This window comes from Mesorhizobium sp. B1-1-1 (assembly GCF_006442955.1).
Lineage (GTDB): Bacteria > Pseudomonadota > Alphaproteobacteria > Rhizobiales > Rhizobiaceae > Mesorhizobium.
The window spans coordinates 1-16,939 of the sequence record NZ_VFWW01000007.1 but is presented as its reverse complement, the minus strand read 5'-3'; the positions used below and the strand labels follow the sequence as shown (position 1 = coordinate 16,939).

13 protein-coding genes are annotated in these 16,939 nt (G+C 62.2%); 9 read left to right on the top strand and 4 right to left on the bottom strand.

All coding sequences use genetic code 11. From position 1 onward, the window contains the following. Nucleotides 1–135 precede the first annotated feature (135 nt). From glgA to FJ986_RS15400, 4 genes are all read left to right on the top strand, one after another. A complete protein-coding gene (gene glgA, locus FJ986_RS15415) occupies nt 136–1,581 on the top strand; it encodes a glycogen synthase GlgA (RefSeq protein ID WP_140494814.1) in 1,446 nt (481 codons plus the stop codon). 3 nt (nt 1,582–1,584) lie between these two features. Then, a complete protein-coding gene (locus tag FJ986_RS15410; RefSeq protein WP_140514918.1) occupies nt 1,585–3,213 on the top strand; it encodes an alpha-D-glucose phosphate-specific phosphoglucomutase in 1,629 nt (542 codons plus the stop codon). Nucleotides 3,214–3,370: 157 nt separating this feature from the next. Further along, complete coding sequence (gene glgX / locus FJ986_RS15405) at nt 3,371–5,374, top strand: glycogen debranching protein GlgX (protein ID WP_140674876.1); 2,004 nt, start codon at nt 3,371–3,373, stop codon at nt 5,372–5,374. Then, nucleotides 5,367–7,001, top strand: a complete 1,635-nt coding sequence (locus FJ986_RS15400; RefSeq protein ID WP_140674873.1) for an alpha-glucosidase family protein — start codon at nt 5,367–5,369, stop codon at nt 6,999–7,001. The genes glgX and FJ986_RS15400 overlap by 8 nt, the downstream gene beginning before the upstream one ends. Nucleotides 7,002–7,021: 20 nt before the next feature. On the opposite strand, the gene FJ986_RS15395 is transcribed toward FJ986_RS15400, so the two are convergent. After that, complete coding sequence (locus FJ986_RS15395; protein ID WP_140624495.1) at nt 7,022–8,791, bottom strand: TadG family pilus assembly protein; 1,770 nt, start codon at nt 8,789–8,791, stop codon at nt 7,022–7,024. After that, nucleotides 8,792–9,238: a TadE/TadG family type IV pilus assembly protein gene (locus FJ986_RS15390; RefSeq protein ID WP_140495051.1), complete on the bottom strand. Its 447-nt coding sequence runs from the start codon at nt 9,236–9,238 to the stop codon at nt 8,792–8,794. Between the two features lie 285 nt (nt 9,239–9,523). On the opposite strand from FJ986_RS15390, the gene FJ986_RS15385 reads away from it, so the two are divergent. From FJ986_RS15385 to FJ986_RS15370, 4 genes are all read left to right on the top strand, one after another. Further along, nucleotides 9,524–11,116: a peptide ABC transporter substrate-binding protein gene (locus tag FJ986_RS15385; RefSeq protein ID WP_140494803.1), complete on the top strand. Its 1,593-nt coding sequence runs from the start codon at nt 9,524–9,526 to the stop codon at nt 11,114–11,116. Nucleotides 11,117–11,287: 171 nt separating this feature from the next. Further along, complete coding sequence (locus FJ986_RS15380) at nt 11,288–12,211, top strand: ABC transporter permease subunit (RefSeq protein WP_140494801.1); 924 nt, start codon at nt 11,288–11,290, stop codon at nt 12,209–12,211. After that, entirely contained in the window at nt 12,204–13,322 is a 1,119-nt protein-coding gene (locus FJ986_RS15375; RefSeq protein WP_140674870.1) for an ABC transporter permease subunit, read from the top strand. The genes FJ986_RS15380 and FJ986_RS15375 overlap by 8 nt, the downstream gene beginning before the upstream one ends. Nucleotide 13,323: 1 nt before the next feature. Next, nucleotides 13,324–14,943, top strand: a complete 1,620-nt coding sequence (locus FJ986_RS15370) for an ABC transporter ATP-binding protein (RefSeq protein WP_140674868.1) — start codon at nt 13,324–13,326, stop codon at nt 14,941–14,943. 27 nt (nt 14,944–14,970) lie between these two features. Here the strand turns inward: FJ986_RS15370 and FJ986_RS15365 are convergent, their stop codons facing one another. Beyond that, entirely contained in the window at nt 14,971–15,315 is a 345-nt protein-coding gene (locus FJ986_RS15365) for a hypothetical protein (protein WP_140555952.1), read from the bottom strand. Between the two features lie 304 nt (nt 15,316–15,619). Between FJ986_RS15365 and FJ986_RS15360 the strand changes: the two genes are divergently transcribed. After that, nucleotides 15,620–16,738, top strand: a complete 1,119-nt coding sequence (locus FJ986_RS15360) for a glycosyltransferase family 9 protein (RefSeq protein ID WP_140520751.1) — start codon at nt 15,620–15,622, stop codon at nt 16,736–16,738. On the opposite strand, the gene FJ986_RS30620 is transcribed toward FJ986_RS15360, so the two are convergent. After that, a partial coding sequence (locus tag FJ986_RS30620) for a hypothetical protein (RefSeq protein ID WP_210241338.1) occupies nt 16,731–16,939 on the bottom strand: 209 nt, incomplete at its 5' end. The genes FJ986_RS15360 and FJ986_RS30620 overlap by 8 nt on opposite strands.

Genomic DNA, 16,939 nt, shown 5'->3' with positions numbered 1-16,939 from the left:
TCAGTTTGATCAACAAGTTGTCAATCCGATCGGGTTGATCAACAAGCTGTCACTTTAGGGTGGTTTGTGCATGTCCTTGCCCCAGAACCGCTGCACGGTTTGGGCTACATGCACCAGGAGCGGTTCGGTAAGCGCATGCAGGTTCTGTCGGTCACGCCAGAGATCTTTCCGCTGATCAAGACCGGCGGGCTTGCCGATGTGACCGGCGCGCTGCCCGTCGCGCTGGCCGCCAAAGGCGTGACGATGCGCACGCTTATTCCCGGTTTTCCCATGGTGATGGACGCCTTCAAGAAGAAAAAGTCTGTCTACAAGTATCCGCTGCTGCAGGGCGGCAAGGCTTCGGTCCATTCTGTCCAGCTTGCCGGGCTCGATCTTTTCGTGCTCGATGCGCCGCATCTGTTCGATCGTCCCGGCGGTCCTTATGGCAATGCCGCGGGTGCCGATTGGCCGGACAATTGGCGCCGTTTCGCAGCGCTCAGCCAAGCCGGCGCCGACATCGCCGGCGGTGCCATCTCCGGTTACATGCCCGATATCGTGCATGCCCATGACTGGCAGTCGGCGATGACGCTGGCCTATATGCGCTATGGCAAGGCGGTCGGCACACCGTCGATGATGACTGTCCACAACCTCGCCTTCCAGGGGCAGTTCGGCGCCGGCATCTTCGGCGAACTCGGACTGCCGACGGCGGCGATGGCGCTTGACGGCGTGGAATATTATGGCGGCGTCGGCTTCCTCAAGGCCGGCCTGCAGGCTGCCTGGGCAATCACCACCGTCAGCCCGACCTATGCGCAGGAAATCCGCTCACCGGAATTCGGCATGGGTCTCGACGGCCTGATCAACATGCGCTCCAGCGATCTCTATGGCATCGTCAACGGCATCGACACCGCCATCTGGAACCCGGAGACCGACAAGCATCTGGTGTCGAACTATACAGCCGCCTCGCTCAAGGCGCGCGCGCCCAACAGGGCCGCTGTCGAGGGCCGTTTCGGGCTCGATCGCGACGGTAGCCCGATCGTCTGCGTCGTTAGCCGCCTGACCTGGCAGAAGGGCATGGACATACTGGCGACGGCGGTCGACGGCATCGTTGCGACGGGCGCGCGGTTGGCTATTCTGGGTTCGGGCGATGCCGGCCTCGAAGGCGCGCTGCTCGCCGCCGCCGCACGCCACCGCGGCCGCATAGGCGTCGTCGTGGGGTATGACGAAGGCCTGTCTCACGTCATGCAGGGCGGCTGCGACGCCATCGTCATCCCGTCGCGCTTCGAGCCTTGTGGACTGACGCAGCTTTATGGCCTGCGCTATGGCTGCGTGCCGGTGGTCGCCCGCACCGGGGGGCTCGCCGACACCATCATCGACGCCAACGAGGCGGCGATTGCCGCCGGCGTGGCGACCGGGTTCCAGTTCGCGCCCAGCGACGGCGGCGCGCTGCTTCATGCCATCCGCCGCCTGGCCGAGGCCCATGCCAGCCCCGCGATCTTCGAGGCCATCCAGCGCCAGGGCATGAAGACCGACCTGTCCTGGGACCGAAGCGCTGACAAATACGTTGAACTCTATCGCCTGCTGCTTTCGAAAAGGGTTGCTTGAAGCATGATACGCACCGTTCCCACCAAACCCTATTCCGACCAGAAGCCCGGCACTTCGGGGCTGCGCAAGAAGGTGCCTGTATTCCAGCAGGAGCACTATGCCGAGAACTTCATCCAGTCGATCTTCGACGCGCTGGACGGGTTCAAGGGCGAGACCCTGGTGATCGGCGGCGACGGCCGCTTCTACAATCGCGAGGTCATCCAGAAGGCCATCGCCATGGCCGCCGCCAACGGGTTTGGCAAGGTGATGGTCGGGCAGGGCGGCATCTTGTCGACGCCGGCCGCTTCGCATGTCATCCGCAAATACAAGACGTTCGGCGGCATCATCCTGTCGGCCAGCCACAATCCGGGCGGCCCGCACGAGGATTTCGGCATCAAGTACAATGCCGGCAATGGCGGCCCGGCGCCGGAAAAGCTGACCGATGCGATCTTCGCCAGGACCAAGGCGATCTCCAGCTTCAAGACCGTCGACATCGATCCGATCGACATCGACGCGATCGGCACCGTCAAGGCCGCCGGCATGACGGTCGAGATCATCGATCCGGTCGTCGACTATGCCGAGCTGATGGAAAGCCTGTTCGATTTCGACGCGCTGCGCAAACTGTTCAAGTCGGGTTTTCGCATGCGCTTCGACGCCATGCACGCGGTGACCGGCCCCTACGCCAAGGAGATCCTCGAACACCGGCTTGGCGCGCCCGACGGCACCTGCCGCAACTTCAAGCCGCTGCCGGATTTCGGCGGCCACCATCCGGATCCGAACCTGGTCCATGCCAAACATCTCTATGACGAGATGATGGGACCGGACGCCCCGGATTTCGGTGCCGCTTCCGACGGTGACGGCGACCGCAATTTGATCATCGGCAAGGGCATTTTCGTCACCCCGTCGGATTCTGTCGCCATGCTCGCCGCCAACGCCCGCCTGGCGCCGGGCTACAAGGAAGGCCTGAAGGGCATTGCGCGCTCGATGCCGACCAGTGGGGCCGCCGACCGCGTCGCCGAAAAACTCGGCATTGGCATGTATGAGACGCCGACCGGCTGGAAATTCTTCGGCAATTTGCTCGACGCCGGCATGGCGACGATCTGCGGCGAGGAAAGTGCGGGCACCGGCTCCAACCATGTGCGCGAGAAGGACGGCCTGTGGGCCGTGCTTTTGTGGCTCAACATCCTCGCCGCGCGCGGCGAGAGCTGTAAGCAGATCGTTACCGAGCACTGGGCGACCTACGGCCGAAACTATTATTCGCGCCATGATTACGAGGAAGTCGAGAGCGGGCGCGCCAATGCGCTGGTCGATGAACTGCGCGCAAAGCTTGGCTCGCTGCCGGGCACCAGCGTGCGCGGCCTGAAGATCGCCAATGCCGACGACTTCACCTATCACGATCCGGTCGACGGTTCGGTGAGCGAGCATCAAGGCATCAGGGTGCTGTTCGAAGGCGGCTCGCGCGTCGTCTTCCGGCTTTCCGGCACGGGCACCTCGGGCGCCACCTTGCGCGTCTACATCGAGCGCTACGAGCCGGACAAGGCCAGGCACGATCTCGATACGCAGAAGGCGCTCGCCGATCTGATCGCAGCAGCGGATGACATCGCGGGAATCAGGAGCCATACCGGCCGCGACAAGCCGAGCGTGATTACTTGAGCGTGGCGGTGGCTTCACCCTCCCCCTTGTGGGGAGGGTCGATCCGCGTAGCGGGTCGGGGTGGGGGTGCTCGTAGAGGGCTTTGCCGGCGTCACCCCCCACCCCGCTCACTTCGTTCGCGACCCTTCCCACAAGGGGGAGGGTGGAGGACGCGCCGATGACCTCACTAGGCGCCACCATCACCCCCGACGGCATCCGCTTTGCCGCCTGGTCCTCGTCGGCGCGCCGCCTCTGGGTCTCGATCTTCGACGAACAGGGAAACCGCGAACTCGACCGGCTGGAGCTGAAAGCGGAAGGAGAGGGGGTGCATGCACTCTTCGTCTCCGGCCTTGCCGAGGGCACCCGCTACGGTTTCCGCGCCGATGGCGACTACGCGCCCGAGCGCGGATTTTGGTTCGACCCCGACAAGCTGCTGACCGATCCCTACGCCGTCGAGATCGATCGGCCCTATGCCTATCACTGGCGTCTCGCCGCGCGGCGCAACGAAGGTGCCGATACCGCGCCGCTGATGCCCAAGGCGGTGGCGAAAGCCTTGCTCACGGCTGTGCCTGTGCCGCCGCCGCTGTTCCGTCCGGGCGGCCTGATCTACGAAGTGCCGGTGCGCGCCTTCACCAAGCTGCATCCGGATGTGCCGGAAAAACAGCGCGGCACGACCGCCGCGCTTGCTCATCCGGCTATCGTCGAGCACCTGCGAAGGCTCGGCGTCTCCGCCGTCGAGCTGATGCCGGTGACGGCATCGATCGACGAGCGGCATCTGCCGCCGCTCGGGTTGAGCAACGCCTGGGGTTATAACCCTGTCACCTTCATGGCACTAGACCCGCGCCTGGCCCCTGGCGGCCTGGCCGAATTGCGCGTTACCGTTGCCGCGCTGCGTGCGGCCGGCATCGGCACCATTCTCGACCTCGTCTTCAACCACACGGGCGAAAGTGACAGGCTCGGTCCGACATTGTCGCTGCGCGGCCTCGACAATCAGGCTTATTACCGGCATCAGCCGGATGGCAGGCTGGTCAATGACACCGGTACCGGCAACACGATTGCCTGCGATCACCCGGCGGTGCGGGAAATGGTGCTCGACACGCTTCGCCATTTTGTCCGCCATGCCGGCGTCGACGGTTTTCGTTTCGACCTGGCACCGGTGCTGGGGCGCGTCAACGGCACATTCGAAGCGCAAGCGCCGTTGCTGGAGGCGATGCGCGAGGATGCGCTGTTGGCCGGCCGTGTGTTGATCGCCGAGCCCTGGGACATCGGTCTCGATGGCTATCAGCTCGGCAACTTCCCCTCCCGCTTCCTGGAATGGAACGATCGTTATCGCGACGATGCCAGGCGCTTCTGGCGCGGCGATGCCGGCATGGTTGGTACGCTGGCGACACGACTTGCCGGTTCGTCCGATATTTTCGGCAGGGGCGGCCAGCCCGCCAGCCGCACGGTGAATTTCATCGCGGCTCATGACGGCATGACTCTGGCCGACATCGTTGCTTATGAGGAGAAGCATAACGAGGCCAATGGTGAGCAAAATCGCGATGGCCACAACGAGAACCTGTCCTGGAACAACGGCGTCGAGGGCGCGACGGACGACGCGGCAATCGCGAAGGCGCGCTTCAGCGACCAGTGTGCGCTGCTCGCCACGCTGTTCGCCTCGCGCGGCACGATCATGCTGACGGCCGGCGACGAATTCAGCCGCAGCCAGCAAGGCAATAACAACGTTTATGCGCAGGACAACACCATCACCTGGCTCGACTGGAAGGGGCGTGACCAGGCGCTGGAAGGCTACGCGCGTGCACTGGCCGCCTTGCGCCGCGCGGTGCCGGCGCTCTCTAATACAGATTTCCTCACCGGCCAGCCGCTGGCCGGGTCGGACACTGCCGACGTCGCCTGGCTCACCGAGACGGGGGCGCTGCTCGGCGAGGCGGAGTGGAACGATCCCGCCCGGCATCGCCTCGTCATGCTGCTCGGCGGCGTGGATGGCCGGCTTGCCGTCATGGTCAATGGCGATCGCCGCCAATGCATCTTCACATTGCCCGCGCGAGACGGATTCCGATGGCATCCCGCCATCGAAGCGCAAGCAGTTGATCTTTCTCGCGCGCTGCCGGGCCGCAGCGTGAATTTCATGATCGAGCGCAGGACGGAAGGGCCCAGACAGGGAAAGGGTCGTGATGACTGACGACAATGCCGAGCGAGCGGCCGACTGGTGGCGCGGTTGCGTCATTTACCACGTCTACCCGCGTTCCTTCCAGGACACGACCGGCGACGGCAGCGGCGATCTCGCCGGCATCACATCAAGGCTCGCCCACATTGCCTCGCTCGGCGCCGATGCCGTCTGGCTGTCGCCTTTCTTCAAGTCGCCGATGGCCGATATGGGCTACGACGTGTCGGATTATTGCGACGTCGATCCGATGTTCGGCACGTTGGAGGATTTCGATACACTGGTTGCCGAAGCGCACCGGCTTGGCCTGAAAATCATCATCGACCAGGTGCTGTCGCACTCCTCCGACAGGCACGAATGGTTCGTCGAAAGCCGCGCCAGCCGCGACAATCCAAAGGCCGATTGGTACGTGTGGGCCGACGCCAGACCGGATGGTGGTGTGCCCAACAACTGGCTGTCGGTCTTCGGCGGCCCCTCGTGGGAATGGGATGCGACCCGCCGGCAGTACTATCTGCACAATTTCCTCGCTTCGCAGCCGGATCTCAACTTTCACAACCCGGAGGTCCAGGACGCGCTCCTGGATACAGTGCGGTTCTGGTTGGAGCGCGGCGTCGACGGCTTCCGGCTGGACACCGTCAACTACTACGTCCACGACCGCTGGCTGCGCAGCAATCCGCCCTTGGCGTCGAGCGTTGCAGGCACCAACACCGAGACCAACACCTACCTCTACCAGGAGCACCTGTTCGACAAGACGCAGCCGGAAAATCTAGCGTTCCTGCGGCGCTTTCGGGCGCTGCTCGACGAGTACGGGGATCGCGCCGCCGTCGGCGAAATCGGTGATGAGGGGCGCTCCCTACAGACGCTGGCCGCCTACACCTCCGGCGGCGACAAGCTGCAGATGTGCTACACCTTCGATCTGCTTGGCCCGCAATTTTCGGCGGCGCATGTGCGCGGCTGTGTCGAGGCTTTCGAAAACGCTGTCGTAGATGGCTGGGTCTGCTGGGCGTTTTCCAACCATGACGTCATGCGTCATGTCAGCCGCTGGACGCGGCCGGGCGGCGATCCTGACGTGGTGGCCAAATTCTCGATCATGCTGCTCTCTTGCCTGCGTGGCTCGATCTGCCTCTACCAGGGCGAGGAACTCGGTTTGCCGGAGGCGGAACTTGCCTATGAGGACCTGCGCGATCCGGTAGGCATCCGCTTCTGGCCCGGTGTGAAGGGAAGGGATGGCTGCCGCACGCCCATGGTCTGGGAGTCCGGCGCCGATAATGCGGGCTTCTCCACCGGTAAACCCTGGCTGCCGGTGCCGGAAAGCCATCGCGCTCGCGCGGTCGATGTACAGAGCGGCGATGAGCAATCGGTACTTTCCGCCTACCGTTCGGCACTCGCTTTGCGCAAGCGGCATCCGGCGCTGGTCGGCGGTTCGATCCGCTTTCTCGACGCCGAAGGCGACGTGCTGGCCTTTGTCCGCGAGCATGGCGATGAGAGGCTGCTTTGTGCCTTCAATTTCGCCGGGGAACCGGCCAATTGGCCGCTGCCGCAAGACTTAGGAGCGGTTGCGAAACTTGGCGGCGATGCCTCGCTCGCCGGAGAAGCCGTGCTTTTGCTGCCGACACTCGGATGCTTTCTTGGACACCTTGCCTAGATCAGCGCGTGCCGGCCATCTTACTGGACAAGCACGGCACGTCCGCACGTTGCGCCGGTGACCCGGACGTCGGCTTCACCGAGACGCACGCCAAGAGCTCCGAGCAGATTGGTAAGCAACGTGTCGACCGGAGCTGTTACGCTGTTCAGAAGTGCCACCACTGGCGGGCTTACGGTTGCGATCAGCGTGTTCAGATTCAGCAGCGGCAGACCGAGTAAATTCGCCGTCAGCGACAAATCGCTGACCAGCGACGTAGTCAACGACTGGGTAAAATTTTGGGTGTAAGCGGTCCTTATCGTCTTGGCATCGATATCGGCCTTGTTGAAAGTCAACGTCGTTGGCGTGTTGTTGGCCATGTCGAACGCCGCTGAGCCCACCACCGACAGCACCGGGATGATCAGAAGTTTCACGCTCGCGATTTCCGTGTTGGAAAACGTCTCCTTGTTGGTGAAATCGGCAAAGCCGGCGCTGCTGCTGTCGCCGAGATGCCCTTCGACGATACCGGGACGGGTGGCGATGGTCACCTTGATGCTGCTGGGGCCTGTCGGACAACTTATGTCGGTGAGCTTGGCCTCGGCATAGGCGACTTCGACATGCAGAGGCAGACTGAACGACACCAGGGTGATACCGCCTCCGACATTGCTGTTGCCGGCTCCGATCTTCACCACCAGCTTGATACGGGTCTGGGCCGTCCGCACAATGGTGCCGACTTCGCCAACCTTCAGCCATGGCGAGGATTGCGGCGGTTCGCCGAAGGCGATGGCGAGCGTGCTCGACAGCACCCCCGGTATGCCGGTGCTGAGACCGAGGTCGATCTGCTTCGAACCGTTTGCCAGTTCGGCGGCGGCCATCAGCATTCCCATCGCGCTGGCGTCAACGCCAAGGCCGGCTGGCCTCTGCCCGAGGCCAAGTCTGCCGAGGGGGCCGAGGTCGATGAGATGGCTGAGCGGAATCTTGACCGTGTTGGTCGATTTGCTTGCCATGGTTTGCAAGGCGACCTTGGCCGTGTTGCCGAGCCCGGGAACATTGGCCATGGCGGTGGCGATCTGGCCGACTGTAGCCTTTGAGGCCAGAACGTCCGAATAGGTCACGCCCGTCAGGTTCAATTGCACCGCCAGGGCATCGACGAAGGAAAGCACGCTGACATCGGCGGAGATCAATCCGTTGTAGTCCATGACGCTGAGCGAGATGTTGCCGCCTAGGAGGCCGCCGAGAAGCGCGTTGAGGATGGGGCTGTTGCTGGTATTGACGCTGAGCAACCTCGATCCGACCGAGAAAGTGGCCTGTGGCGTCATGCTGGCGGTGGCTTCTGTGCCAATGATGGGCGTTGGGATCAGCGAGCTTGCGAAATAGCGGTTGGGGATCTTGCGTAGGGTCACATGAACCGCGTTGTAAGGGGTTACGCCTGCTTGGAAGCGTTGATCCACATTGACCGAGGATGCCCCTGCATATCGGCCCCGCGTGACCGTCACGACGGTTTTGCCCACCGCCGCGGGAATGGTTTTACCCGAGCCCTGAACGACGACACCTGGCATCCCGTTGTCGGTGAGCGTGGTCAAGACCGCGGTCTGGACGTTGTTGATGTTCGAAGCCGCGGTGATCGCCGCCAGGTCGACCATCGCCTGTGCTTCTCGGCGCTCGGTGTAGATGGAGGCCTCGTCGATCGCCACCGCTGCCAGCGCCAGCGCGACCGGCGCGCTCAACGCCGCCATCACCGTGAAATTCGCTCGCCGGTCACCAAGCATCAGGCGTGCAAGCCTGCCGACCTTCAAGTGCGCGCAGAGCAGCATTCAGATGCCCCCGACCCTGATCGTTGATTGGCGTTTGATCGTTGTACCCGGCATGGCTATGCCCGGAAAGAGATTCCAGATCGGCAGGTTTCGGGCATCGTACTGGATCGACACCACGAACTGATTGCCGTCCGCCGTGCTGTCATTGGCCCGATAAGTCAGCTTGCTGGCGTCGACGAAGGGATATCCACCGGCATTATTGGCGAGAAACGAGGCCACGAGCGTCTGCCGCTCGGTCTGGTTCAGCCCCGAGATGGCCGTCCGGGCGGCGTCCGCCGCGATCTGCTGTATTGAATTGGCCGCGCCGAAATAGATACCGTATGCAACCATTCCGAGCAGGAGAAGGATGAATATCGGTGATAGCAGAGCGAACTCAACCGCCGAAGTTGCCGAAGTGTCTGTCTGGAATCGGCGCCCCTGGATCCGGCGAATGAGGTTCTGAACCATGCCGCCGAGCATGCCAAAGTTCGCATGCAAAAAGCGAAAACTCTAGGCGCAACCTGGAAGTGTGTATGATTGAAAAGCTACGCTAATTTAGCCGCGGCTTCTTTGATTCCTGGCTATTGACTTAGGGTCAATCAGTACTCGGTTGAAAAGAGCTTGCCGCCTGTCTAGTCTCCTGCCACCAGCCGACGGAGGGAACCGGCGGCGCGCTCAAAGGGGCCAGACATCGGTCCCGGGGCGTCAACACGCAAAGGCGCGCCGTTGGCAGCGCCGACAGGGAGAAACTTCATGCTGAAAAACATGCTGAAGGCGACGGCATTCGCCACAACCATGGCGCTGGCCGCCGGAACATTCTACACGCCGGCCTTTGCCGAGGTCGTCTACAACAGAGGCACTGCTGCCGAATCCGAGTCGGTTGATCCGCATAAGACCTCGACGGTTTATGAAGCCAACGTCTTGCGCGACCTGTTCCAAGGTCTGGTGATGCAGGACGAGAAGGCCAACGTCATCCCCGGCGCCGCCGAGAGCTGGACGGTGTCGGATGACGGTACCGTTTACACCTTCAAGCTCAGGAAGGACGGCCAGTGGTCCGACGGCAGCCCGGTGACGGCCGAAGACTTCGTCTTCGCTTTCCGCCGCCTCGAAGACCCGGCGACGGCCGCCGAATATGCCTCGATGCTTTATCCCGTCAAGAACGCCGAGGAAGTCAACACCAAGAAGGGCAAGCCCGAGGACATGGGCGTCAAGGCCATCGACGCGACCACCCTTGAAGTGACGCTGAAGGCGCCGACGCCATATTTCCTCGAAATGCTGACCCACCAGGCGACCTATCCGGTCAACAAGGCGTCCATGGACAAGCTCGGCGCCGACTGGATCAAGCCGGGCAATCTCGTTTCCAACGGCCCCTATACGCTGGCCGAGTGGGTTCCCAACGATCATATGAAACTGGTCAAGAATCCGAAATTCTGGGATGCCGGAAGCGTCAAGATCGACGTCGTCAACTACATCCCGACAGAGGATCGCTCCTCGGCGATGAAGCGCTTCGAGGCCGGCGAACTCGACAGCTACGACGATCTACCGACCGAGCAGCTCGCCGACCTCAAGGCCAAGTTCGGTGATCAGATCAAGGTGGGGCCGTATCTCGGCACCTATTACTACGCGATCAAGACCGACAAGAAGCCCTGGGACAATGTCGAGCTGCGCAATGCCATCTCGATGGCCATCGACCGCGATTTCATTGCCGAGAAGGTCTGGCAGAACTCAATGCTGCCAGGCTATTCGATGGTCCCTCCGGGCATCGAGGGCTACACGCCGGCGATGGCCAAATATGCCGACATGTCGCAGATCGACCGCGAGGACGCAGCCAAGAAGATACTCGAGAAACTCGGTTACACGCCGGAGCATCCGCTGAAGATGGAGATCCGATACAACACCTCGGAGAACCACAAGAACACCGCGGTCGCCATCCAGGAACAGCTGAAGCCGCTCGGCGTCGACGTCACGCTGCTCAACACCGACACCAAGACCCACTACTCCTTCCTTGAGCAGAGGGGTGACTATGACGTCGCGCGCGCCGCCTGGATTGCCGACTACAAGGATCCCGAAACCTTCCTGGGCATCTCGCGCAAGGCCAGCGGCAACAACTATTCGGTCTATGACAGCCCGCAATATGAGGCGGCCATGGACAAGGCGGCCGCCGCCGGCGGCAAGCCGGAAGAGCGCATGAAGGAACTCGCCGCCGCCGAGCGTATCCTCGTCGACGACGTCGGCCAGATCCCGCTTCTCTACTATAGCTACCACGATATCGTTTCCCCGAAGCTCCATGGCTTCGTCGACAACGTCATGGACGTGCATCCGTCCCGCTTCATCTCCAAGGATTGAAAACCTTGATCGACCCGCCGCCCGTTCAGGACGGCGGTTCGAGCTGTCGTCGCATGGGGCCCGAAAGTCGAAATCGATTTTCGCAGGCCATGGTGCGAAGATGAGAGGTGCCAGAGCGCTGCGGGCGTCCGGTTGGATGCCCGTCACCCTGGCCGAAGCAGGGCACCGCCGATGCTACGCTACATTTTCAGGCGGCTTCTGACCGCCATTCCAACGCTATTCGTCATCGTGACCTTGGCGTTCTTCCTGATGCGCGTCGCACCGGGCGGCCCGTTCAACCAGGAGCGGGGCCTGAGCCCCGAGATCAGGGCCAATCTTGAAGCCCAGTTCGGGCTCGCCGACCCGCTCTGGCTGCAATATGTCCACTATCTCGGCAATCTCCTGCGCGGCAATTTCGGCCCGAGCTACAATATGCCGGACTTTACCGTCACCGAGCTTTTCGCGAAGGGCTTGCCTATTTCCATTCAGCTCGGCGCCTCCGCGCTGATCTTGGCGCTGCTGCTCGGCAGCGTGCTCGGTACCATTGCGGCGCTCAACCAGAACAAACTTGGCGACTACACGGTGATTGCGCTGGCAACCGCGGGCAGCACCATCCCGACCTTCGTCATCGCGCCGATTATCCAGCTCGTGTTCGGATTGACCTGGAAGCTGTTGCCGATCGGCGGCTGGGGCGATGGCGCGCTTATCAACAAGATCGGTCCCGTGCTGACGCTTGCGCTGCCGCAGATCGCCATCGTCGCCCGCCTGATGCGCGGCTCGATGATCGAATCGCTGCGCTCGCATCACATCCGCACGGCGCGCGCGCTCGGCCTGTCCGACTGGTCGGTGGTGGTCAAGCACGCGCTGCGCGGCGCCGTCCTGCCGATCGTCTCCTTCACCGGTCCGGCTGCCGCCGCCCTGCTCACCGGCTCGATCATCGTCGAGACGATCTTCTCCATTCCCGGCGTCGGGCGCTACTTCGTCGATGCCGCGCTCAACCGCGACTACACGCTGGTGATGGGGACGGTGGTGGTCATCGCCATCTTCACCATCGTCTTCAACCTGATCGTCGACGTCATGTATGCCGTCGTCGATCCGAGGGTGCGCTATGACTGATATCGCGATCGCCGCACCGGTCGTCGGCCGTTCGCTGTGGGGCGATGCCTGGGCGCGTCTCAAGGCCAACCGCGCCGCCATGTTCAGCCTCTACTATCTGATCCTGATCGCTGTGATCAGCGTGTTCGGGCCCTGGTTCGTGCCGCACCAATACACCACCATCTATGGTGATTATGTACGTACGCCGCCGAGCCTGTCGGCCTATCCGAAGCCGGACATGATCGAGACCGCGCTTAATGAGGCGATCAAGCGCATGCGTGTCGACATCGAGGACTGGCGCCAGGACGGCAATCGCGTCTTCGTCACCGTCACCTCCAGCAAGGCGATCGACGACCGCAACATCCGCTATCTCGACCGGTCCGACGCCTTCGACGACACCAGGATCGAAAGCAAGTCGCCTGACGGCCTCGAAGCGACGATGAGCGCCTCGGTCAAGCAGCAATATTTTCTTTTCGGCACCGACAACACCGGCCGCGATCTGTTGTCGCGGACGCTGATGGCCGGGCGCGTTTCGCTGGCCATCGGTCTGCTCGCCGGCGTCGTGGCCGTGGCCATCGGCGTGCTCTATGGCGCCACTGCCGGTTTTGCCGGAGGCAGGGTCGACGAGGTGATGATGCGCATCGTCGACGTGCTTTATTCGCTGCCCTTCATCTTCTTCGTCATCATGCTGGTGGTGTTCTTCGGCCGCAACTTCGTGCTGATGTTCCTGGCGGTCGGCGCCGTGCTGTGGCTCGACATGGCCCGCATCGTGCGCGGCCAGGCGCTGTCCATCCGCCGCCAGGAATATGTCCAGGCGGCCGAGGCCATGGGCGTCGGCCAGCGCGGCATCCTTTTGCGCCACGTCATTCCCAACCTGCTCGGGCCGGTGGTGATCTACATGACGCTGCTGGTGCCGCAGGTCATTATCCTGGAGAGCTTTCTGTCGTTCCTCGGGCTCGGCATCCAGGAGCCGATGACCAGCTGGGGCGTGCTGATCTCGGTCGGCGCCAAGAATATCGGCACTGCAAACTGGCTGCTTCTGTTCCCTGCCTTCTTCCTGGTCTCCACCTTGTTCGCCCTGAACTTCGTCGGCGACGGCCTGCGCGATGCGCTCGACCCCAAGGACCGCTAAGATGGACGCAGCAGAGACCATTCTCAGCGTAAAGGATCTTCGCGTGCGCTTCCGCACCCTCGACGGCGCGGTCGAGGCGGTGAAAGGCATCAACATCCACGTCAAGGCGGGCGAAACCGTCGCCGTGGTCGGCGAATCCGGCTCCGGCAAGAGCCAGACGATGATGGCGGCGATGAGCCTGCTGGCCTCCAATGGAGAAGCCACCGGCAGTGTCGATTATCGCGGCCGCAATCTTCTGGCGCTAAGCAAATCCGAGTTGAACAAGGTCCGCGGCCGCAAGATCAGCATGATCTTCCAGGAGCCGATGACCTCGCTCGATCCGCTCTATTCGATCGGCAACCAGCTGATCGAACCGATTCGCCGGCATCGGGGCTTGAATGCGGCGCAAGCGCGCGAGGAGGCGCTCAACCTGCTCAGGCTGGTGCATATTCCCGATCCCGAACGGCGCATGAAATCCTATCCGCACGAAATGTCGGGTGGCCAGCGCCAGCGCGTCATGATCGCCATGGCTTTGGCAAACGATCCCGATATCCTGATTGCCGACGAACCAACGACGGCGCTCGACGTCACCATCCAGGCGCAGATCCTCATGCTACTTGCCGAGCTGCAGCGCAAGCTCGGCATGGCGATCGTCTTCATCACCCACGATCTCGGCATCGTGCGGCGCTTTGCCGACCGGGTCTATGTCATGCGCTCCGGCGAGGTGGTGGAGGAGGGGGACGCGCAAGCCATCTTCGCCAGTCCTCAGCATGCCTACACCAAGATGCTGCTGGCGGCCGAGCCGACCGGGACCAAGGCGCCGCCGCCAGCCAATGCGCCCGTCCTGCTCGAAGGCAGAAACGTCGAGGTCACCTTCCGCATCGGCGGCGGCTTTCTGGCCGGCGAACCGCTGATGCTGCGCGCCGTCGACCATATCTCGATCAGGCTGAGGCGCAATCAGACGATCGGCATCGTCGGCGAATCAGGCTCTGGAAAATCGACGCTTGGCCGCGCTTTGCTGCGGCTGTTGCCGAGCGATGGCGTGATCCGCTTCGGCGACCGCGATATCTCGACCGCCGACCGCCAGACGATGCGGCCGCTGCGGCGCCAATTGCAGCTGGTCTTCCAGGATCCGTTCGGTTCGCTGTCGCCGCGCATGACCATCGGCCAGGTCATTACCGAAGGGTTGCTGGTGCATGAACCGAACCTCTCGGGCAAGCAGCGCGACCAGCGCGCCGTCGAGGCGCTGCGTGAAGTCGGCCTCGATCCCAATTCGCGCAATCGCTATCCGCACGAATTCTCAGGCGGCCAGCGCCAGCGCATCGCAATCGCCCGGGCCATGATTCTCAAGCCCAAGCTGGTGGTGCTGGACGAGCCGACCTCCGCCCTCGACCGCTCGGTGCAGAAGCAGATCGTGGAGTTGCTGCGCAAGCTGCAGGCCGACCATGAGCTGTCTTACCTCTTCATCAGCCACGATCTGGCCGTGGTGCGCGCCATGGCCGACTACATCATCGTCATGAAGCAGGGCAAGATCGTCGAGGAAGGGCCGACGGAAGACATTTTCAGCAATCCGCAGGCCGGCTACACGCAGACGCTGATGAGCGCCGCAATCGATGTCACGCGGTTTCGCTTGAGTGCGTGAGGCGAGCTGGGGCGGCGGCGCCTCAGCTCAACTCGCCAGCCCTGGGCATTTGCGCGCCCTGGCGGCGGCCATGGCCGCTTGCTGCTGCTTCAGCCGATCGATCCTGGTCGTTTCGCGATTGGCGACGGCGGCCTTGACGCTTGAGCCGCCCAGCAGCCATCTCGGAACACTGGTGCTGGCGACCTTGCCCCGCGTGATGGCTGTCTGCGAGATGCCTTTGGCGGCTTCGCCTATGGCGCTGTTCAGTTCGGCGCATGTCATCTTGTCGTAATTCGCCGGATCGATCGATCCGCTGGTCGACGCGCAGCCTCCGACAAGGGCGAGGAGGAGCACGGGGATGAACGGCCTGCTGGGGGTCGAATGCAATTTCATGTCCACGACCTTACTCCAGCGTAAGCGACCATGGCCACCCTCCGATATGTCCGCATGCGTGCGTACGCCGAAACGAACCGGGGTCATTCACATTCACGACGGACACGAGTTCGACCTCGGCGGAACCCTTGAAAGAGAGCCTGCGAGCCCCATCTGCGTTGACAAATATTCCTGGTTGGTTGATGGCTGAGGCGATATCCTATATCAGCGGACAGAACGAGCTTGTCATTGCGCGGCTATTGCCTACATCGATCGTTTGTCGAAAATTTTGGATTCTTTTTGGCTGAAATGGAATAGTCATTCCATGAAAAGTTGGATCAAGAATTCAAAAGAGCCGGCAAAGGCGCTGCCGAAGGCTGGCAACGTACAATCAATACTCATAAATCAGACGAAGTTTATCGGGGATGTTGTTCTAACTTCGGTTCTGGTCAGGCATCTGCGGGCAGAGTTTCCGAACGCGACGATCACCATGCTATGCCAGGCGGCGCTGGCGAAATTCGTTCTGGAGCAAGGCATCGCCGACAGCGTGGTTTCGCTCGATCGCGGCAAAATGCGCGGCTCCCCTTTCGAGCGCATGTCCGGAATGACCAGGCTCCTGCACGATCTGAGGAAGTCGGATTATGATCTTATCATCGATCTGTCCGACTCCAAGACATCACGGCTTGTGATGCGCTTCGTCAAGGCGCCTTTTCGCGTAGGCTATGTTCCATCGGAGCAGCCCCTGAAATTCTGGGAGCGCCAAAGCGCCAACATCTTTGCCGCCACATACGGCCATGGCGGCGAGCATTATCTGCATCGGTACCTGTCGCCGCTGTTTGCCCTTGGCATTCCTGTGACCGATCCTATTCCGTCCCTCAAGCCAACCGAATCCGGTTCGCGTCAGGCAAAGCAGCTGCTTGCCCGACACGAACTGGAAACGAAGTCGTTTGTCGCCGTCCATGCCGGCGCCAGTTTCCCAGGCCGTTGCTGGCAGCCTGACCGTTTCGCATCGGTCCTGGGAGAGATTTACCGTCGAAAGGGTCTGCGGGCGGTCATCGTTGGCGGCCCGGACGAGGCAGGTATCGCAGGCAAGGTGTTGGATGCGGCAACATCGCCGATCGTAAATCTCGTTGGCCAGGCACCCCTGACCACCCTTTTGCCCCTGCTGGGCGAGGCCCTGATCTTCCTGGGCAACGAAAGCGGACCCATGCACCTGGCCGCGGCCATGAAAACGCCCGTCGTTGGCCTGTTCGGTCTGACCCAACCTGACATCTGGGGGCCTCTTGGCGTTCCCAACCGTACGCTGCAGCCTCCGATGCCATGCAAGTGCATAGCGCCGGGCCTCTGCAAGGTGGGCAATGCAGGGGGCGTTTATTGCGTTCAACGGCTTGACGCCGCCGACGTCACCAAAGCGGCAATCGAACTCATAGAACGCGTCAGCTAAACCAACTCCAGGAAAAGTGCGCAGCGGTTTTTCCGTCCGGAATTGCGTAAAGCGATGAATTGGAGCAGGCGACGATCAAACATCGAGCCGCTGCGGCGGGAACAACAAACACGCGTATCGCTTTTGAGCGACCCGAGACATAGGTGAGGTTTTGTACCGGACACATGGGTAACACTTTTGGCTTTTGGCCGGAGGTGTTGA